Raw genomic sequence first — 19,606 nt, 5'->3', positions numbered from 1 at the left:
GAAATCATGGATCGACTTAAAACCATTATTCATCATCTTCAACAGAGAATAAACCTGTAGATAAATAACGATCACCACGATCACACACGATACATACAATCACCGCATCTGGATTTTCTTCTGCAATTTTTACTGAAGCCCACACTGCCCCACCAGAAGATGTTCCTGCGCTAATACCTTCCTGACGTGCTAAACGGCGAGCCGTTTTTTCCGCTTCAATTTGCGGAATATCCATAATTTGATCAACACGCTTTGGATCAAAAATCGTCGGTAAATATTCTTGAGGCCAACGACGAATCCCTGCAATATTTGAACCTTCAGAAGGCTGCAAACCAATAATTTGAATCTCTGGATTTTGTTCTTTTAAATATTTTGAAATACCCATAATCGTGCCTGTAGTTCCCATAGAACTCACGAAATGGGTAATTTTGCCGCCTGTTTGTTGCCAAATTTCGGGACCGGTGGTCAGATAATGCGCTTCGACATTATCAGGATTACCAAATTGATTGAGAACCAAACCCAAACCTTCAGTTTGCATTTGTAGAGCCATATCTCGTGCAGCTTCCATATTCGGTGCTTCAATCAATTCTGCACCATAAGCACGCATTGCGTCCTTACGTTCCTGACTTGAATTCCCCGGCATGATTAACTTCATTTTATAACCACGCATGGCAGCCACCATTGCCAATGCAATCCCTGTATTTCCGCTTGTCGCTTCGATCAACGTATCGCCTGGTTTGATTTGACCACGTTGTTCAGCTTTCATAATCATGTTATATGCTGGGCGATCTTTTACCGAACCTGCAGGGTTATTCCCTTCCAGTTTAGCCAATACTGTTGCTTGAGTATGACTTGCCAAACGCTGTAGACGTACTAATGGTGTTTTCCCAACATAGTGATCTAACAAAAATTCGTCGGCTAAGAAATCAGGTTGTGTGTTACTCATGGACTGCACCTATATTGAGGTGGGCATATTGTATGAAAAAATAAATGTCACTGCACATCTTTCCATTTGATTTTTACGAGAATGATCAAACAAACCCCATTCTAAACAATTCAGTTAAAACCAAGAAAAAATTTGTTTATCTAATAAAATTAGATAGATATAAAAAAAACATCAAGACTTAGAATTAGAAGTGATAAGGTTATCTCTAAAACAGCATAGCTGGAACGTAATTTGCAAGATTTTTAATCATATTGTCATGCAGGATCATTAAAGCATGTTAATATCTTGCGCATGGTCAATGAGTTGCTGGAACCATGTCGAATTTCAATAAAAAGCTCTTTAAACGTTTAAAACTCAATCACGCTTATGGTCAACTCATCGCGTTAATTTTCGTGCCGATCATGATTTTGGCATGTGTCGGAACAGCGCTTGTACTTTCCGAAACATCTGCAGCTGCAAAGTCTAAACAACGCTTTCAAGCCATTGCAATATTGAGCCGTTATCAATACACCGCGGAACAACTCACCGCAGTGATGGAGAAAAGTCCACTACAGCACACCAAAGCTGAAAATATTCTACAAAAAATATTTAATGAAAAACATTTGCTCAGTGCGGCAATCTTAGATGGAAACAATGTCAATCATTTAAGTGTCGGTTATCAAAATCAGCGTGAATGGCCCAAAATACCTAAAACAGGAACATTTTTTGGACCTATTCATAATAAGTACAACAATATTTATGGAATCAAACTCAATCCAATCAATAATGTGCAAAATATGTGGTTAGTGATTGAATTAGATAATCAACCTTTAGAAATCTCACATTATCGCGTCATGATTGTTTTGATTACGACTGCGCTACTGACATTGCTTTTGCTTTTATTGTGTTTGAATTTTTATTCACGTCGCTGGATCGCCCCGATGTACGAAATTCGGATGCAATTACAACGTTTAAATGCCGATACTCTTGATCAACACATGGTGATTAACAGTACAGGTGAGTTACGTTTGTTACAACGTGACATTGCCAATGTGGTTAAACGCCTGCATTTCAGCTTTCTAGAACTTAAAGAACATACTGAACAAACAGAAGATGATTTAAGACGTACTTTAGACACCTTAGAAGTTCAAAACATCACTTATAAACAAGCACGTGATCAGGCAATTTCTTCAAATCAGGCAAAATCCGTATTTCTTGCAAACATCAGCCATGAATTAAGAACACCATTGAACAGTATTGACGGTTTCATTCATCTGATGCTACGTCAGGATAATCTGAGCAATGATCAAAGTTTGTATTTACAAACCATTCGAAAATCTTCTGCACATTTATTGGCATTGATTAATGATGTGCTCGATTTTTCTAAAATTGATGCGGGTAAATTAGAGTTAGAAACAGCACCATTCGATCTTGAAGAAGCGATTTTCGATGTGATGGATATGTTGTCGCCATTAGCCGCGCAAAAACATATTGAAATGGCATTCTATTTTGCCGATAACGTGCCAAAACATGTGATTGGTGATGCTTTACGCTTTAAGCAAGTCCTGACCAATTTAATTTCCAATGCGATTAAATTTACTCCTGATGGTGAAATTATTGTTCGTGCGCGTATGGAACATGATGATATTGGGCAATGCTTATTACATTTCAGCGTACAAGACAGTGGTATTGGGCTGAGTGGTACAGACCGTAAAAAACTATTTGAATCATTCTCGCAAGGTGATACATCTGTTACTCGTCAGTTTGGTGGTACAGGTTTAGGGTTGGCAATTTCTAAACAATTGGTTCACTTGATGCATGGTCAGATTGGTTTTGAAGATAATCAAGAGCGTGCGCCTACAGAAAAAGGCTCAACATTCTGGTTTACCGCGATGTTGACGACCAATGAAAATGAAGAGATTATCCATCCATCCTTTAAAGATTTAAATGTGGTGTCCTTCTTGGCACACCCCGCCACAGCCAATGTTTTACGACACTATTTAGAAAATTATCAAGTTCAGCACACTGAGGCACAATCAATTTTAGATTTGTTCAGCCGTCTAAATAGCTTGGAAAAAAATATTGAAAATACGTGGTTAATCGTTGATCACAGTGGCGATACAGAAGCCTTATTAAAAGAAATTCGTGGTCGCTATCAAGGACATCTGGCTGTTTATGGTTATCAGATGTCACTTGATCCTAATATGTTAAACGAATATATGGCGCGTCCATTGTATCAACCTCTTAGTCGTAGCTCAGTGATTCAATTACTCAGCAATAAACCGATCTTTGAGCAGGAACAACATAAAGACTTTAAAGGTCAAGATTTACATATCTTGGCAGTTGATGATCATTTACCGAACTTAATTGTACTGGAAGCACTACTTGGTGAATTGAATGTAAAAACCACCAAGGCACAAAGTGGTCAAGAAGCGCTCACCATTATTCAACAAGCTGTTGAACAAGGTTCAAAACCATTCGATTTAATCTTTATGGACATTCAAATGCCTGTCATGTCAGGCATTGATACCACACGAGCGATCCGATCATTAGAATCGACTTTAGATGGCATGCGCATGCCAATTATTGCCTTAACTGCCCATGCATTGGCAGATGAAAAACAGAAATTACTTAAAGTTGGCATGGATGACTATGTCACCAAACCGATTCAAATCGAACAAATTATTCAAATCCTCACCAACTGGACATCGGATAAGTTTATCCAACATCAAACACCTGTTGAAAATACAATTTATATTGAGGCATTTGACACCGATATTCTCGATTGGAAACAAAGTCTTGCCCTCGCAGCCAACAAAGAGGATCTTGCACAAGATCTTTTAAAAATGCTGGTCGACAGTTTCCCAACTGAACTGGATGAAATTTCACAGCTGATCGAGCTTGAGGACTTCCCTCAGCTTGAACATGTATTACATCGTTTATATGGTGCGACCCGTTATGTTGGCACACCAAAATTGCAGAGAGTTACAGGTGATTTTGAACAATTTATCTCAACCTTACGCAAAGAACGTCGGAAGGCAGATGAGGCATTCATTCAGGATGTGATGCAACGTTTGGATGATTTGCAATTGGTGATTCATGAAGTCGAAACTGCGGCGCAGCAAATCTTAGTAAATTAATTTCTATATCAGTCGCCCATGATTACCAAGTAGCTATAAATCATCTGCTATCGAATTTCTAATGCCGAATAAATGTAGAGATATATCGTTCATCTAAATGATGCTTAATCAAGCTTAGAATTCAGCATTGACTTCCGCTTTAACTTTCTGTGACTGTACTGTCATGTAACTCTTCCATCCACATGCTATGCTGATGACCAAGGAAAAATGAGTCAAGATCATGGCACTATTACATATAGAAAAAAACAATGGTATCGCAACAGTTACATTAAATCGCCCAGATAAACGCAACGCCATGAGCTTTGCTTTACTGCGTGAACTCGTCAAAGTCGCAGAGAAAATTAAAAAAGATCGCAGCATTCGAGTAGTGATTTTGACAGGCGCAGCCAATGTATTTAGTGCAGGGATTGATTTAGCTGATTTAAATAGTCCTAAAAATACTGCATTTGCAGCTTGGGAATTGATTAAACCGGGGCAAAGCCTGTTCCAAAAAGCATTCCTAATTTGGCAAGAATTGCCTGTTCCTGTCATCGCCGCCATTGAAGGATTTTGCTTTGGTGCGGGAATGCAACTGGCTTTAGCTGCTGATATTCGTATTGCGCATCCAGAGACTAAAATGTCAATCATGGAAAGTCGTTGGGGGCTTGTACCAGATATGGGGCTTACACGTTCTATCAAAGGCGTAATCGGCATCGATTTAGCCAAAGAGCTTACACTGACTGCACGTATTTTTGATGGACATTATGCCAAAGAAATTGGTTTGGTTACGCATCTAAGCACCTCACCCTTAGAAAAAGCCCAAGCCATTGCTGAAGAAATGTTACAACGCTCTCCTGATGCTTTGATGGCTGCCAAACGTGTTTTAGATGCCATGGAGCACCAGCCTAAAAAAGCGCTACGTTTAGAAAAGATTTGGCAGTTAAAATTACTTCTAGGAAAAAACAGTCAAATTGCGCGTAAAAAAGACAAGAATCCTGAAGTACAATTCTTACCACGCCAATATAAATAGTTTAAAAACATTTCTGTACAAGGCTTGGGAACAATAAGATGAATTTTGATCGTAACAGTAAAATTGCATTTCTTGGTATGGGCTTGATGGGAAGTCGCATGGCAGCTCGATTAATTCAGGCTGGATTTGATGTGGCAGTATGGAATCGCACAGCAACAGCATGTGAACCCCTGATTGATATGGGTGCGCATACTCTAGAGTTCGGTCAAATTGCAGACTACCCCATTATTTTGACCTGCCTCGCGGATGACCAAGCCGTTCAACAGGTTTACCAACACATTGAACCTTACTTACGCGCTCAACAAGTTATTGTGGATTTTTCAAGTTTATCTGTGGTAGTCACCAAACAACTTGCAAGTCAGGCAGCAAACAAACAGGTGATTTGGATTGACTCACCTGTTTCGGGTGGTACGGCAGGTGCAGAAAATGGTACGTTGGTGATTTTCGCAGGGGGGCATCGCGAAACCATCCAAGACTTGAGTTTGGTTTATAACGTTCTTTCGCAAAGAGTGACTTGCATGGGGGAAACGGGCACAGGACAAGCAACCAAAATATGTAATCAATTGATCGTTGCTGCAAACAGTACACTGATTGCGGAAGCCGTTGCACTTGCTGGTCAGGCGGGTGTTGATACTACTCTGCTTGCACCTGCATTAGCCGGTGGATTTGCAGACTCTAAACCCTTTCAAATTCTTGCGCCACGTATGGCGAGTCATACCTTTGAACCCGTACAATGGAAAGTGCAAACCTTATCCAAAGATCTCAATAATGCCGTTCAATTAGCCCAACAATTTGGTTTAGACATTCCTGTTGCTCAACGCGCCTTAGACCAGTTGCACAGCCACCAAAGCCGGGGTTTTGCAGAAGCAGATCTTGCTACAGTCATTCACCAAGTCGAGAAAATTTAGGCATATAGGCGCTTTACTTCATACAGAAATAAGTTGAAAAATAATCTATTGCCGTCTACATTGAAGATAAAAGCCAAGAAGAGCACGGAAGATTGCCATGACTAAACTCGCAGTAAACCTATCGATGATTTTTACTGAAGTTCCACTCATTGAACGCTTTGCTTTGGCACATTGCCACGGCTTTCAACATGTAGAAATTCAATTTCCCTATGAATTGAGTATTGAAGAAATTCAAGCACAATTGGAACAATATGATTTGCATATCTGTCTCATCAACGCACCTGCCGGAGATTTGATGCAAGGCGGTAATGGACTTGCAGGCGTACCCGGTAAAGAACTTGAGTTTCACCAAGCTTTAGAACAAGCACTCGAATATGCCGATGCACTGAATGTTCCAAACATCAATATATTGGCAGGTAAACAACCTGAAGATGCAGATTTACTGCCATGTTTAAACACTTTAGCAAACAACCTCAAACTGGCATGCCATATGTTGTCTGAATACGATATTCAACCAGTTTTTGAAATGATCAATGGAACAGACATGCCTCGCTTTCTGGTACAGAATATTGCCCAAGCCCAAGAAATGCTTGAGGCAGTGCAATACCCTGCTTTAAAAATGCAGTTTGACTGCTACCATATGGCGATGATGGGCGAAGATGTTCTTCCTGCTTTGCAAGAAAATATTGACTGGATTGGACATATTCAATTTGCAGATTGCCCAGGGCGACATGAACCAGACACTGCACAGATTGATTATTCATCCATTTTTTCATGGTTAAAACAAAGTCATTACACAGGTTTTATTGCGGCAGAATACAAGCCACAATCTCATTCGAATCAATCTTTTGCATGGAAAGAAAAATACTTTTCAAACAATCATAGCTATTAATTAAACAATATCTTGCATCATTATTGGCACTGAATAATTGTATTTTTTAGCCAAAAGCGCTATATTAGAAGATGAGATATTTTCTGGAAAATATACCTTATATGAATTTAGAACCATCGCCCAGCGCTTCTAATTCTCACGAACTTGCAATGAACACTCAAAATCAAGACGTACAGACCTGTTTAAATGTCGTACAAGAAGCTCTACTTGATGTAAAAGCCAAAGATATTATTCAACTTGATGTAAGCAAAATCAGTAACGTAGCAGATGCTATTGTTATTGCGAGCGGAACATCAACTCGTCATGTTAAAGCCCTTGCTGATAATGTTGCTGACGAAGCACGTAAAGCAGGTTTTCGCCCAATTGGTGTTGAGGGTGAAAGAGATGCTGAATGGATCCTTATTGATCTCGGTGTTGTGGTTGTACATGTAATGCTTCCAACAGCACGTAAATTTTACGATTTAGAAAGTTTATGGCGTGCAACACCTGAAAGTGTAGCCTAAACTTTTTCTGAACTTGTAAAAATAGAAAAAGCGACTTTATGTCGCTTTTTTTGCATCTATAATCTTCATTAATAAGCGCTAGTCGATCTATTAAACCCCATAAGATACTATAAATTTTTTCTTGATCTCTCACATCAATCCAATGAATCTATCATCAAATGATCTAAAGCGTTCATTGTCACACTTTAGCTCTAAAGTTTAAATAAATTTGCTTAGGCAATATCTTACTTTGCTTCACCCATTTTTTGCTTTACTCTTTTTTGGCTTTACTTTTTTTTTTAACCACATTGTTGAGCAGCAAACACAATTAAGCTTTGTTTTTGTTCATATACTCTGTTTGACGTTACAACATCTATGTCGCCTCACCATAGAAAGATTATCAATGATTTAAAAGTACGCAATAAATGAATCACTTATGATTTTAGCAATCTTTACAAAAGTATAAAGCCGATTGAATATGAATGATTGAAATAAAATCATGCATATCAATCATCAGGCAGTTTGAGCATAAGGGTCTTAAATCTGAGCTTTAAATCTTGAATTGATGCTACAAATCAGCTTAAAAACTAGGAATGCAACGCCAAAGCTCCAAATAAAATTCACACCAATTCCCATAATTTGATCCAGTACGCTGGCTCTATGAGTGAGTTGAATGTTTGGATTGTTACTCAATGATACTGCCAAAGTTCCCCAAATGCCGCATATTCCATGTACCACGACAACTTCGCGAATATGTTTTGAAGCGATCCAACGGGTCAACAAATGAGGTAGATAGTTTGTCAATGCACCTGAAACCAAACCAATAATCAATGCTGATGAAAAGCCCACCAAACCACAACTGGCGGTAATTGCAACCAAACCACCTAATGCAGCTTTGATCAATTCAGCCCATGAAATGATTTTATTATCCATCAACAAAGTTAAAGCCCAAGAAGCCAGCATTGCACCAAATAAAGCGGCAAAAGCATTGACGACAATCAAACCAATATCAATACGGTATGTCGAAATATAAACAATATTTAAGCCCGACCACGCTAACCAAAGAATAAAACCCGCCAAAGCCAAGGATAAAATTTTGTAATCTTCAAAGATTAAGTCTTTCTTAGAAATTTCCTGCTTATCATTTGATTTAGAGGTGAAATATCCCGCCAAGACAATCCATGCCGCAGTTGAATGTACTACAGTTGAGCCAGCAAAATCGATAAAACCTAGGGCTTTTAACCAACCACCACCAAAAGCAATATTTCCCCAAACCCAACTACTGAAAAATGGAAAAATAACTCCTGCGATCATAAAGCCGACAATCCAGTTGCCCCATAAAGAAGTTCTATTTGGAATAACCCTTCCAACGACAGTGGTTATCGTCGTTGCCATCAGCATATAGAAAAACAAAAGATTCCAATGCCACCCCCGTAACATGGCACTAAGATAATTGACTGAATCCACCACATCAGCATGAAATATTTTGGAACACACCAAACTAAAAAACAGTGTGCCTAAAATCGCTGAAATATAATTCACAATCAGTGCATAAACGGATTTTTGGGTATTTTCATAACCACCTTCAACAACAGCAAAACCTGCTTGCATCAAGATGACAAATACACCACCAAGGAATAGAAGTTTATAATTTGTAATAAGATTAAAAGCAGCAATGTCACTTTCTATCGCGGAAGCAAATGCAAAATTTGGGCAAACAAATATGAGAAAAATTAAACTGAGGAGATATTTTAATTGCACACATTGACCCTAATGTATTGATCATTTATTACTCTAAATTCACAATAATTAATATTTCAGAGACTTGCTTTTCATTTAATTTATCAAGTATAGAGAATTTCCAGAATAAATAAACTCTTTTTTAAGAAATTATCACGACTCATCGACTTGTGGATCTTTATATATTTTAGATGATATTGATAATATTCAATTTGCTTGGTGATTTGCAAAAACCAGCCTTTGACTCACACAAATAAACATCAAAATTTCTGTCTATAATGCAGTGTATATTCAAGAAAATAGGTGTATTTCACTTATTCAACTATTCAATTGAGTCATTGCTTTTGAGTCGTATTTTAATCATGCTGAATAATTTCAATTTGTGGAAAAGCAAAACCTTTGCAGGATAATTCTGAACGCCACGCAACCGTAAGCATGACCCGACTGAGATTAAAATTCTGATAGGCAAAACTGCCTAATAATGGATGAGTACATAATCCCCCATCATTTATACGATGCACATGCGTATTAAGCTCATTTAAACTTAAACGAATCCCCAAGCCCGAAGCTTTTAAAATCGCTTCTTTGGTTGTCCAGACTTTAAACCAAAATACTGGATCAAAATCTAACGACTGCCAAGTCTGATATTCTTCAGGATGAAAAGCATGTTTTGCCAGTGCTTCAAAACGCACTTTACGATCTAAATCTTCGACATCCACCCCTAAATCATGCATATGTTGGCTACTTGCCAATGCATAATGTTGCTGGCTGTGCGAATGATTCACGTGAAACTTTGGATAATCAATTAAGTATGGTTTGCCAAATTCAGTCTGAGCAAAACTGGGGTTTGTGATTTCTTTACATAACAAATCAGAGATCAATTGATTACGGTATTCATAAATAGCATTTTTGAGTTCTTGAATTTGGCTTTTACGATCAGTTGATTGAAAAGTGGGAAGAATATTTTGAATAGAATTAAGGTCAAGCCGAATAGTACGATTCACAATATATTCCAAAGATTTTTTCTTAGTTTAAATCAAAAAAACCCAAAGATCACTTTGGGTTTTTATCAACATAGAGGACTGTATTAACGGCTAAATTTTTTCTCAGCCTTTTTAAACTTTTGAATATAACGACGGCGACGTGCTGCTGTACGTTCATCCACTTGGGTTTTACGCCCTTCGAATGGGTTTTCTGAAGTTTTAAAGTCAATACGAACAGGTGTTCCTTCAAGCTTATAGACTTTACGGAAAACATTTTCAAGATAACGGCGATAATCTGCTGGTGTCTTATCCACTTTGTTACCGTGAATCACAATCGTTGGTGGATTTTGCCCACCCATATGCGCATAACGCATTTTAATGCGTTTACCACTAATCATTGGTGGTTGATGTGCATCAGTCGCATCATTCAAAATTTGAGTCAATTTTGCAGGTGAGACTTTCAAATGAGAAGAATCATAAGCACGATGGATAGATGGATAAAGCTCCCCCACACCTGTGCCATGCAAAGCAGAAATTAAATGGATTTTTGCCCAAGGAATAAAATCAAAACGACGTTCAACATCTAATTTACATTGTTTCCGGTCATATTCGGTCATGTTATCCCATTTATTAATGGCAATTACCATCGCACGACCAGCTTCAAGTGCATAACCAATTAAATGCAAATCTTGTTCAACAATCCCTTCACGCGCATCAACCACCACCACAACAACATGTGCATCTTTCATGGCTTGTAGCGTTTTCACAACTGAGAATTTCTCAATCATTTCATCTACTTTACCTTTACGGCGCACCCCTGCCGTATCAATCAAGGTATATTTGCGCCCATCACGTTCAAAAGGAATATAGATTGAATCTCGCGTTGTACCTGGTTGGTCAAAAGCCACCACACGCTCTTCACCCAATAAACGGTTGACCAGTGTTGATTTACCCACATTTGGGCGACCAATAATTGCTAAGCGTAAACCTGTGGCTTGATCATGCTCATCTTCATTTTCATCTTCAGGAATATCCGTCAAGACGTCTTCAAGCATTTGTTGAACACCACGCCCATGACTTGCAGCCACTTGCAAAGGCTCGCCCATGCCCAACTTATAGAATTCAACTAAAGCAGCTTCCGCATGGACACCATCGACTTTATTGGCAACCAAATACACTTTTTTGCCAAGCGTACGTAACTCGCGTGCAATCTGCTCATCTGAAGCCAATAAACCTGCGCGCGCATCCACGACAAAAATAATAATATCCGCTTCATTTATCGCAGTTTTTGATTGTTCTGCCATATATGAATCGATACCGCCTTCATTTTCACCAATACCCCCAGTATCGACAACAATGAAAGATTTATTTTGATAAGTTGCATCACCATATTTGCGGTCACGGGTTAGACCTGCAAAGTCAGCAACAAGTGCATCACGGCTCTTGGTAATCTGGTTGAATAACGTTGATTTGCCGACGTTTGGACGACCAATGAGCGCAATTACGGGTTTCATAAAATAACCTTTATTCAAGATCAGCCAGTATGACTGGTCTGAACATCAGAAATGTATAGGAAGAAAAGTAGGAAAAACCTAAAATAAAAACACGGGGTATTGATTTGCAATCACCCCGTGCATGAAATTCTTACGGATGGCTCTATTTTAGCACAAGACTAAAAAAATAGAGAATCCTAATCAGTTAACGACTTTGCCAAATACTTAAAGCACCTTTACGTGTCGAAACATAGAGCTGATTATCGATCACTCTTAAAGTACGGACTTCACCACTGGTTTTAGCGCGCCCCAGTGTAGTTCCACTGTTGAGATCAATTTGATGCAAGTAACCATCAAGATCACCAACGACAAGATTTGAGCCGAGTAGTACAGGATTACTCAGGTTACGATTTAGCAATTGCTCATTTTTCCAGATTTCTTGCCCAGTAATCAAATCATACGCAATAATTTGACCGTCTGTTTGTGACACGATGACTTTACCATCTGTCACTTCTGGACGATTGATACTGCTTGAATTTTCACTCCACAAAATACGTTGTGTCGCTAAATCAAGCACAGTAACTTGCCCTTGAAAACTTGTTGTTACGACATACTGCCCAGAAACCACAGGTTCACTATCAACATCAATTAAACGTTGAATATCCGAACGCCCTTCTGAAACGGCAACGCGACGTTGTAAGCGAGGCACACCTGCAAGACTATCAATTACAAAAAGGTAGCCTGTAGATGTTCCTATAAGCACTGTACGCGGATCCAAACTTACTGGGGCAGCCTGACCACGTAAGCTCAACGAAGCATTTGGTAATTTGTAGGTCCAAGCTTGTTGACCTGACTCAACATCTAACGCATAGACAGTGCCATCATTTGCAACCACAATTACTCGACCAGATTGGATCAATGCTGAACTAATGATTGCGCCCGATAACTGTGTAGACCATTTGGTTGCACCCGTAGCTTGATCTAAAGCAAAGATGCGCCCTTTTTGATTGCCCACAATCACCACACCGTCAGCAGCTTCAACACCTGAGCTTAGACCTTCTTTGGTCACTTTAGCTTCCCATAGGCGTTGTTTACCTTTATAGGCTGACACCTCACCTTTTGGATCTAAAGCAAATACGACACCATTGTCCGTATCCAAACGAAGACGCAGTGCATCTTCACTGCTGGTCGACGAAACACTGGTCGAAAAAACTTGAACCAAGCTTGATGCTTGTGCAACTTTAGGGAGTGGATTCGGCTTAATCTTAACTTCTTTCGTCTTATTGCTTGAACAGCCGATTAAAGCGATTGATAAGATTGCTAAAGCAAAAGGTATTTTAAAGTTTCTATCCATTAAGACTCATCCACTTGTGTTGCTAAAATTGGGCGCTCAAGATCAGGATCTTCTACTAATACGCCAACACTTTCGAGTTTAATTTGTAAAATTTGTCGTTCTTGCTTACGCTCAACAACTGCATTCCATGCTGCTTGATACGATTTTTTGGCATTTTCAGTATCATTTTTTGCTACATAAATGTCGCCTTTCATCTCATCAGCACTGGCTTGAAATGCAGGATCATTCACAGCTGACAAGGTTTTTAAAGCATCATCAAACTTTTTTTGCGCCAATTGCGCATCAGCCAATTTGATTTTTACAACTTGTAACAAACCAGCATCTTTAATTTTAGAATTTTCGACTTTTTTCAACTCACGTTCAGCCAAGGCATAATCATTTTTATCATAAGCAAGTTTTGCCATGATAATTTGAGCCTGAATCGCCTGCACTGAATCTGGATTGTCTTTCACAATTTTATCTGCGGATGACACCAATGCAGCCGTGACTTTAGCATCACCATTGGCTGCTCTTGCCTCATCCATCAATTGTTGAATTTTAGCTGTTTGGTTTTGATTTTCAGCCAAAGTTTTCTTTTGCCAATATTCCCAACCGAAAAAGGCAATCAATGCAATGAGCACACCAGTGACCATAGCCGAGCCATATTTTTTAAAGAATGACTTCACACTATCCAGTTGTTCTTCATCAGTCATTGCGCTCATTTGACTCCCCTTTTCCTTATGATTATCGGCTTATTTTGACGAAAGTTTTTCAATGAAAAACGGTACTATTTCAGACACCTGAATTTCATGTTGTTCAGCTGTAGCAAGTTCTTTAACTAAAACTTGCTGTGCTTCAGCTTCACGTTCACCAAAGATCAATGCATAGATCGCACCAGACTGGTCTGCTTTCTTCATTTGACTCTTCATAGAACCTTGTGAACCTGTTTTTAAACGGATTGCACTGTTTGCCGTTTCGATTTGATCTCGCATTTGCTCAGCCAGAACCAGAGCCTGCCCTTGTGTCGCCGGGTCAGAAAGCAAAAACAGCTCACACTCACGCGTTGGAGTATTGTCTTCAACTTGCTCAAGCAACAACAATAAACGTTCCATCCCCATGGCGAAACCTACAGCTGGCACAGATTGATCCGGCTTACCTTTAAGCTGCCCAACCAAACCATCGTAACGACCACCTGCGCAGACAGTTCCTTGAGAACCCAAATGCGTTGTGGTCCACTCAAATACTGTTTTATTGTAATAATCTAAACCACGTACCAGTTTTTGATTGATCACAAAACTAATTCCAGCATCCGTTAAATACTGTTGTAACTGGGCAAAATGATTCAAACTGTCTTCTTTCAAGAAATCATGCAACTTTGGCGCATTTTCAAGAATTTGTTGGGTACGCGCATCTTTTGAATCTAAGATACGTAAAGGATTAGTTGTCAAACGGCGTTGTGAATCTTCATCCAAGTCCGCTTGATGAGCTGTCAAAAACTCAACCAATGCTGCACGATACTCGGCACGCTCATCAGATTCACCCAAAGTATTCAACTCAAGTTGAACTTTATCTGCAACCCCCATGCGCTTCCACAAACGTGCAGTCATGAGAATCAGTTCAGCATCTTGATCTGGCGTTGCCACACCAAAAGTTTCAACACCAAATTGGTGGAATTGGCGATAGCGTCCTTTTTGAGGTTTCTCATAACGGAACATTGGCCCCACATACCAAACACGTGGATTCGCACCACGCAACAAGTTATGCTCCAACATCGCACGCACACAACCCGCAGTCCCTTCTGGACGCAATGTTAAAGATTCAGGTGGATTACCTTTATCCAGAAATGTATACATTTCCTTTTCAACGATGTCAGTTGCATCACCAATTGAACGTTTAAACAAATGGGTATGTTCAACGATCGGCAAACGGATTTGCTGATAACCATAAGCATCCATAATTGATGCTAAATGTTGCTCAAGACGTCTCCATGCAGCAGTTTGCGTTGGAAGAACATCGTTAAAACCTTTAATTGCGACAATTGAACTCATGATGAACTACGGATAATCTCTTTAGCTTTAGCTTTTTCAAGCTCTTGAACACGTTGACGAACCATCGTTTCGATTTCATCAACCAACTGATTTGTATCTATTAAATGACTCTTTTCGCCATTACGATACACGAGTGAGCGAGGACTTGCACCGACAATACCAATATCAGCTTCTTTGGCTTCACCCGGACCATTGACTTTACACCCAATGACAGATACATCCATCGGTGTACGAATATCTTCCAAACGTTCTTCAAGAGCTTGCATGACCTTAATCACGTTAAACTCTTGACGTGAACAACTTGGACAGGCAATAAAATTGATCCCATTTGAACGAAGACTCAATGATTTTAAAATATCAAAACCAATTTTAACTTCTTCTTCAGGCTCTGCTGCCAATGAAATACGCATGGTGTCACCAATGCCTTCCATCAACAAACCACCTAAAGCAATCGCAGATTTCACAGAACCTGTACGATATACCCCTGCTTCAGTCACACCCAAATGCAGTGGGTTATCAATCTGTGCAGATAATAAACGATAAGCATCCATTGTCAAAAATACATTTGACGCTTTTACCGACACTTTAAACTCATGAAAATCCAAGCGATCCAAAATATCAATATGACGCATCGCAGACTCAAGCAAAGCTTGTCCTGTCGGTTCACCATATTTCTTTTGAATATCTTTCTCTAAAGATCCAGCATTGACCCCAATACGCATCGAAATATCGTGATGACGTGCGGCAGCCACAACCTCACGAATTTTGGCTTCAGAACCAATATTACCAGGATTGATACGCAAACAATCTGCACCCATATCAGCGACTTTCAAAGCAATCTTATAATCGAAATGAATGTCCGCCACCAAAGGAACGGTAACACGCTTACGAATTTCACCAAAAGCTTCGGCAGCTTCCATCGTTGGTACTGAAACACGCATGATATCAGCGCCCACATCTGCACAGCGTTGAATCTGCGCAACCGTTGCATCAACATCGCATGTTTCAGTATTGGTCATACTTTGAATACTGATCGGGGCATCACCACCGACATACACCGAACCCACACGTATTTTACGTGTTGGACGACGCTTGATTGGATTCTCAATCATGATCTTATCTACTCTTGCCCATTAACGTGACAAACGGAATTCTGCTTTTCCGTTCACTGTATATGGAGACAATGAAATCTGTTCATTATTAAGGCTTAATGACACAGCAGTTGCATCATCGAGTCGAATTTGGAATGGTGACTGACCACTCAGTGTCAATGTCGCAGATTGACGACCAGTTGCCAAAACTTTCCCTGTGCTGTCCACAATATGCACAGAAGTTGGATGGCTAAAATTCAACACCATTTGGTCACCAGAAGTCGCAGTTGCATTGTTTAAGTTCAATACCTCTACTTCAGACTCTTGTGGTTTAGCATCAGTGTCATTGCTTTTACTAGATGTAAACTTTTGAATTCCTGCGATCAAAGCCCAAATCACGGCAATCGCAACAATGGCAATCAAAGCACGCTTCAACCATTTTTTATTACGATCGCTGTTTGAACCCGGAAGCTTACCCATGATCTTGATCGGAGAATTGTTCAATGCATGGTTCGGCAAAAGCCCTGTATCATTTTGATAAATTTCATCAAAACGTTGAATGATGACAGTTGCATCAACACCCAAAAACTTCGCATATGAACGATAATAGCCTTTAATAAAAGTCGCTTCTGGCAAAGATTTATATTCATCTTGCTCTAATGCTTGTAAGGTTTTTACAGGCATTTTCAGCTCTTTTGCAACATCTTGAATGTCTAGGTTCTTCGAGACTCGAATTTGACGCAAGTACTCACCTGGACGTTGAACATTTCCTAAGCCATTAGATGCTACGTTTGAACCTGTAGGTTGCTGTGAATTAGGATTTACTTCCATACGGCCTCAGTACTGTACTGTAATTGCAGATAACGTTGATATTCTTTACTGTCAGGGAATAATGCCCGCAACTGGTTCACCAGTACTTGCATTCCCATCTGGTCATTATTGGCACGTGCAATACGTAAACCAATCCAGAGTGCTCTTGCGCCCTGTTTGTCCTGACCTACTAAACGAACATATTGTTCATAGAGTTGACTTGCTTGCGCATTTTTTTGTTGCAAATAGAAAATCTCTGACAACTCTACCAAAGAAATGATCGAATCGCGATTGACTTGTAGGGCATTTTTGAATGCTTTTTCGGCATTTGCTGTATCACCAACTTTTAAATATACCCGCCCCAAATTTTCTAAAGCCTTATAACGCTGGTCGTATCCAAGAGATGCGCCTGCAATACTCAACTGCTCAATCGCATCATTATAACGCTCGCTAACAAATAAATATGTTCCATAATTATTACGAGCCTGCGCATTTTTCGAATCACTGGAAATTGCACGCTTAAAGTAACCATCCGCTTTTTCCATGCTGATCTTACTACCTTCTTGTTGTAGTAAAACTCCCATCATCATATTGGCAGCAGAATCTCGTGAATCTGTTTCAAGGGCTTGATCAAGTGCACGTTTGGCTGCATCCAGATCGCCTGATCGAATATACTCCGCAGCTAACTGGGTACGAACTTTGACGGCTTTCTCAGGATCTTTTTTTATAATTGTGTCTGAGTTTGTCGTTTGACAACCCTGTACCACCAATGCAGATAAACCAATTGCCAATATTACAACTGCTTTTTGATACATCGATTTTCTCAAAGTCAGCCCCTGATTCATTGTTGATATAAATCTATGTCTACAGATCTTTAACCTTGTGAACGTATAATTTCACCACGTTCAGCCACTTTCTTTTTCCACTGTTCAGCACGACGTGTACGGTCTGCAACCTGCCCCACCAATTGTCCACAAGCCGCATCAATATCATCACCACGTGTCTGACGAATCGTACACACAAAACCTGCATCAGACAAAGTTTTTTGGAAAGAAATAATTCGATTTCGGCTTGAACGCCCATAAGGCGCATGTGGAAATGGGTTAAATGGGATTAAATTAATTTTGCTTGGTAAGTTTTTCAGCAATTTAATCATTTGTTGTGCATGTTCAGGTTGATCGTTCACACCATCCAACATCACATATTCAATCGTCACATGCTTGCGTGAACTTTCATTACCATCTTTGGCAATATAACGCTGACATGCAGCAATCAATTGAGCCAAAGGATATTTCTTATTGATTGGTACCAATTCATTACGCAATTCATCATTTGGCGCGTGTAAGGAAATCGCCAAAGCAACGTCAATATCTTGTGCCAATTGGTCAATTTTCGGAACAACACCTGATGTCGATAATGTGACACGGCGTTTTGACATTCCATAAGCAAAATCATCCAGCATGATATTCATCGAACTCAAAACTGCATCATAGTTCAACAGTGGTTCGCCCATTCCCATCATAACCACATTGGTCACAGAACGTTCGCGCTCTGCGACTGGTACATCTTCCATATAAGAATAGTTCGCCATCCACAATTGCCCAATGATTTCATCTGGCAATAAATCACGCTGAAAACCCTGCTTACCTGTTGAACAGAATGAACAGTCAAGCGCACAGCCGACTTGTGAAGAAATACATAAGGTTTTACGTGACCCCGTCTTATCCTCAGCAGGAATCAACACGGTTTCTACCAGTGAACCTGCACCATCGCCCACACGGAAAACCCATTTACGTGTGCCGTCTTTTGAATAGTTGCGATGAACAACCTCTGGTGCCTTAATTTCGCAAATTCGTTCTAATTTTTCTCGAAGTTTGCCTGAAATATTGGTCATTTCAGCAAAATCAGTGACAAAAAACTGATGAATCCATTTCATTACTTGCCCAGCACGGAATTTTTTCTCCCCCATTTCTTCGAAGAATTTTTCCAATTGCGGACGTGACATGCCAAGTAAATTCACTTTCTGTGCATGTGCAGACTGAACACGGTCAGCCTGTACTGTATGTGACGATGCAGGCTGCTGTTCATCTAAATTTAACGATGAAGCGACAACTTCAGAACTCATGGGGATTACCTAAATCATGCCGTAGAATGAAAAATATTGATCAGTATTTAATCAATAAAAACAACAAAAATAAAAAAACCAGACAAGCAGTATATCACTTATCTGGTTTCGGGTCTGTTATCAATTCATAAATCGAAGATTTATTGGATAAGAAAATAGACCCTAAATACGTCGAATTAACGAGTACGTGGACAAACTTCAGTTTGAGCGAAGAAGTAGTTTACTTCACGATCAGCAGATGCAACTGAGTCAGAACCGTGAGCAGCATTTTCATCGATGCTTACAGCGAAATCTGCACGGATTGTACCAGGAGCAGCTTCTTTAGGGTTTGTCGCACCAAGAATTTCACGGTGAGCAAGAACAGCGTTTTCGCCTTCAAGAACAGATACAACTACTGGACCAGAAGTCATGAATGCAACTAAATCACCAAAGAAACCACGTTCTTTATGCTCAGCATAGAAACCTTCAGCTTCAGCTTTAGAAAGGTGTTTCATTTTAGTCGCAACGATTTTAAGACCAGCTTTTTCGAAACGAGCAAAGATGTCACCGATGTGGTTTTTAGCAACTGCATCTGGTTTTACGATAGATAAAGTACGTTCAATAGCCATGATTGGCTCCTTAAGTCAA

The 19,606-nt window shown here is 39.7% G+C and carries 17 protein-coding genes; 5 read left to right on the top strand and 12 right to left on the bottom strand.

What is annotated here, in order from left to right; translation table 11 throughout:
* Nucleotides 1–25: 25 nt before the first annotated feature.
* A complete protein-coding gene (gene cysM / locus I9192_RS02970; RefSeq protein WP_004824991.1) occupies nucleotides 26–946 on the bottom strand; it encodes a cysteine synthase CysM in 921 nt (306 codons plus the stop codon).
* Between the two features lie 314 nt (nucleotides 947–1,260).
* Between cysM and I9192_RS02965 the strand changes: the two genes are divergently transcribed.
* The 5 genes from I9192_RS02965 (at nucleotide 1,261) to rsfS (ending at nucleotide 7,377) form a co-directional block, all read left to right on the top strand.
* Nucleotides 1,261–4,065, top strand: a complete 2,805-nt coding sequence (locus I9192_RS02965) for a GacS-like sensor histidine kinase (protein WP_200150097.1) — start codon at nucleotides 1,261–1,263, stop codon at nucleotides 4,063–4,065.
* 220 nt (nucleotides 4,066–4,285) lie between these two features.
* Entirely contained in the window at nucleotides 4,286–5,074 is a 789-nt protein-coding gene (locus I9192_RS02960) for a crotonase/enoyl-CoA hydratase family protein (RefSeq protein ID WP_005033870.1), read from the top strand.
* A gap of 38 nt (nucleotides 5,075–5,112) precedes the next feature.
* Nucleotides 5,113–5,982 carry an NAD(P)-dependent oxidoreductase gene (locus I9192_RS02955; protein WP_005033872.1) on the top strand — a complete coding sequence of 290 codons (870 nt, stop codon included), beginning with the start codon at nucleotides 5,113–5,115 and terminating at the stop codon, nucleotides 5,980–5,982.
* Between the two features lie 97 nt (nucleotides 5,983–6,079).
* Nucleotides 6,080–6,874 (top strand): hydroxypyruvate isomerase family protein, encoded by a 795-nt coding sequence (locus I9192_RS02950; protein ID WP_005033875.1) that lies wholly within the window; start codon nucleotides 6,080–6,082, stop codon nucleotides 6,872–6,874.
* Nucleotides 6,875–6,975: 101 nt separating this feature from the next.
* Nucleotides 6,976–7,377, top strand: coding sequence for a ribosome silencing factor (gene rsfS / locus I9192_RS02945; RefSeq protein ID WP_009584388.1), 402 nt, complete (start codon nucleotides 6,976–6,978; stop codon nucleotides 7,375–7,377).
* A 516-nt stretch (nucleotides 7,378–7,893) separates the two neighbouring features.
* On the opposite strand, the gene I9192_RS02940 is transcribed toward rsfS, so the two are convergent.
* From I9192_RS02940 to ndk, 11 genes are all read right to left on the bottom strand, one after another.
* Nucleotides 7,894–9,117: an ammonium transporter gene (locus tag I9192_RS02940; protein ID WP_200150096.1), complete on the bottom strand. Its 1,224-nt coding sequence runs from the start codon at nucleotides 9,115–9,117 to the stop codon at nucleotides 7,894–7,896.
* Nucleotides 9,118–9,452: 335 nt separating this feature from the next.
* Nucleotides 9,453–10,100 (bottom strand): 4'-phosphopantetheinyl transferase family protein, encoded by a 648-nt coding sequence (locus I9192_RS02935; protein ID WP_005033881.1) that lies wholly within the window; start codon nucleotides 10,098–10,100, stop codon nucleotides 9,453–9,455.
* Between the two features lie 83 nt (nucleotides 10,101–10,183).
* Nucleotides 10,184–11,593, bottom strand: coding sequence for a ribosome biogenesis GTPase Der (gene der / locus I9192_RS02930; RefSeq protein WP_004825001.1), 1,410 nt, complete (start codon nucleotides 11,591–11,593; stop codon nucleotides 10,184–10,186).
* 184 nt (nucleotides 11,594–11,777) lie between these two features.
* Complete coding sequence (gene bamB / locus I9192_RS02925; RefSeq protein WP_200150095.1) at nucleotides 11,778–12,926, bottom strand: outer membrane protein assembly factor BamB; 1,149 nt, start codon at nucleotides 12,924–12,926, stop codon at nucleotides 11,778–11,780.
* Nucleotides 12,926–13,627, bottom strand: coding sequence for a YfgM family protein (locus tag I9192_RS02920; RefSeq protein ID WP_004825005.1), 702 nt, complete (start codon nucleotides 13,625–13,627; stop codon nucleotides 12,926–12,928). The genes bamB and I9192_RS02920 overlap by 1 nt, the downstream gene beginning before the upstream one ends.
* Nucleotides 13,628–13,657: 30 nt before the next feature.
* Nucleotides 13,658–14,953 carry a histidine--tRNA ligase gene (gene hisS, locus I9192_RS02915; RefSeq protein WP_005033885.1) on the bottom strand — a complete coding sequence of 432 codons (1,296 nt, stop codon included), beginning with the start codon at nucleotides 14,951–14,953 and terminating at the stop codon, nucleotides 13,658–13,660.
* Complete coding sequence (ispG, locus tag I9192_RS02910; protein ID WP_004825009.1) at nucleotides 14,950–16,065, bottom strand: flavodoxin-dependent (E)-4-hydroxy-3-methylbut-2-enyl-diphosphate synthase; 1,116 nt, start codon at nucleotides 16,063–16,065, stop codon at nucleotides 14,950–14,952. The genes hisS and ispG overlap by 4 nt, the downstream gene beginning before the upstream one ends.
* A gap of 21 nt (nucleotides 16,066–16,086) precedes the next feature.
* On the bottom strand, nucleotides 16,087–16,875 hold the full coding sequence (locus tag I9192_RS02905) for a helix-turn-helix domain-containing protein (RefSeq protein ID WP_004825011.1): 789 nt from the start codon (nucleotides 16,873–16,875) through the stop codon (nucleotides 16,087–16,089).
* Complete coding sequence (pilW, locus tag I9192_RS02900; RefSeq protein WP_004825013.1) at nucleotides 16,866–17,669, bottom strand: type IV pilus biogenesis/stability protein PilW; 804 nt, start codon at nucleotides 17,667–17,669, stop codon at nucleotides 16,866–16,868. Before pilW ends, I9192_RS02905 begins: the two co-directional genes overlap by 10 nt.
* 59 nt (nucleotides 17,670–17,728) lie before the next feature.
* Complete coding sequence (gene rlmN / locus I9192_RS02895) at nucleotides 17,729–18,979, bottom strand: 23S rRNA (adenine(2503)-C(2))-methyltransferase RlmN (protein WP_005033888.1); 1,251 nt, start codon at nucleotides 18,977–18,979, stop codon at nucleotides 17,729–17,731.
* Nucleotides 18,980–19,155: 176 nt separating this feature from the next.
* Complete coding sequence (ndk, locus tag I9192_RS02890) at nucleotides 19,156–19,587, bottom strand: nucleoside-diphosphate kinase (protein ID WP_004725878.1); 432 nt, start codon at nucleotides 19,585–19,587, stop codon at nucleotides 19,156–19,158.
* Between the last annotated feature and the right edge of the window lie 19 nt (nucleotides 19,588–19,606).

The organism is Acinetobacter bereziniae (genome assembly GCF_016576965.1).
In the GTDB taxonomy this organism is placed as follows: Bacteria; Pseudomonadota; Gammaproteobacteria; order Pseudomonadales; family Moraxellaceae; genus Acinetobacter; species Acinetobacter bereziniae.
The sequence above is the reverse complement of the archived record's forward strand: the minus strand, read 5'-3'. Positions and strand labels throughout refer to the sequence as shown.

Bases quoted from the DNA above. Each gene is read 5' to 3' on its own strand.
- cysM (WP_004824991.1), bottom strand. From the start codon at position 946: ATGAGTAACACACAACCTGATTTCTTAGCCGACGAATTTTTGTTAGAT.
- I9192_RS02965 (WP_200150097.1), top strand. From the start codon at position 1,261: ATGTCGAATTTCAATAAAAAGCTCTTTAAACGTTTAAAACTCAATCAC.
- I9192_RS02960 (WP_005033870.1), top strand. From the start codon at position 4,286: ATGGCACTATTACATATAGAAAAAAACAATGGTATCGCAACAGTTACA.
- I9192_RS02955 (WP_005033872.1), top strand. From the start codon at position 5,113: ATGAATTTTGATCGTAACAGTAAAATTGCATTTCTTGGTATGGGCTTG.
- I9192_RS02950 (WP_005033875.1), top strand. From the start codon at position 6,080: ATGACTAAACTCGCAGTAAACCTATCGATGATTTTTACTGAAGTTCCA.
- rsfS (WP_009584388.1), top strand. From the start codon at position 6,976: ATGAATTTAGAACCATCGCCCAGCGCTTCTAATTCTCACGAACTTGCA.
- der (WP_004825001.1), bottom strand. From the start codon at position 11,593: ATGAAACCCGTAATTGCGCTCATTGGTCGTCCAAACGTCGGCAAATCA.
- bamB (WP_200150095.1), bottom strand. From the start codon at position 12,926: ATGGATAGAAACTTTAAAATACCTTTTGCTTTAGCAATCTTATCAATC.
- I9192_RS02920 (WP_004825005.1), bottom strand. From the start codon at position 13,627: ATGAGCGCAATGACTGATGAAGAACAACTGGATAGTGTGAAGTCATTC.
- hisS (WP_005033885.1), bottom strand. From the start codon at position 14,953: ATGAGTTCAATTGTCGCAATTAAAGGTTTTAACGATGTTCTTCCAACG.
- ispG (WP_004825009.1), bottom strand. From the start codon at position 16,065: ATGATTGAGAATCCAATCAAGCGTCGTCCAACACGTAAAATACGTGTG.
- I9192_RS02905 (WP_004825011.1), bottom strand. From the start codon at position 16,875: ATGGAAGTAAATCCTAATTCACAGCAACCTACAGGTTCAAACGTAGCA.
- pilW (WP_004825013.1), bottom strand. From the start codon at position 17,669: ATGTATCAAAAAGCAGTTGTAATATTGGCAATTGGTTTATCTGCATTG.
- rlmN (WP_005033888.1), bottom strand. From the start codon at position 18,979: ATGAGTTCTGAAGTTGTCGCTTCATCGTTAAATTTAGATGAACAGCAG.
- ndk (WP_004725878.1), bottom strand. From the start codon at position 19,587: ATGGCTATTGAACGTACTTTATCTATCGTAAAACCAGATGCAGTTGCT.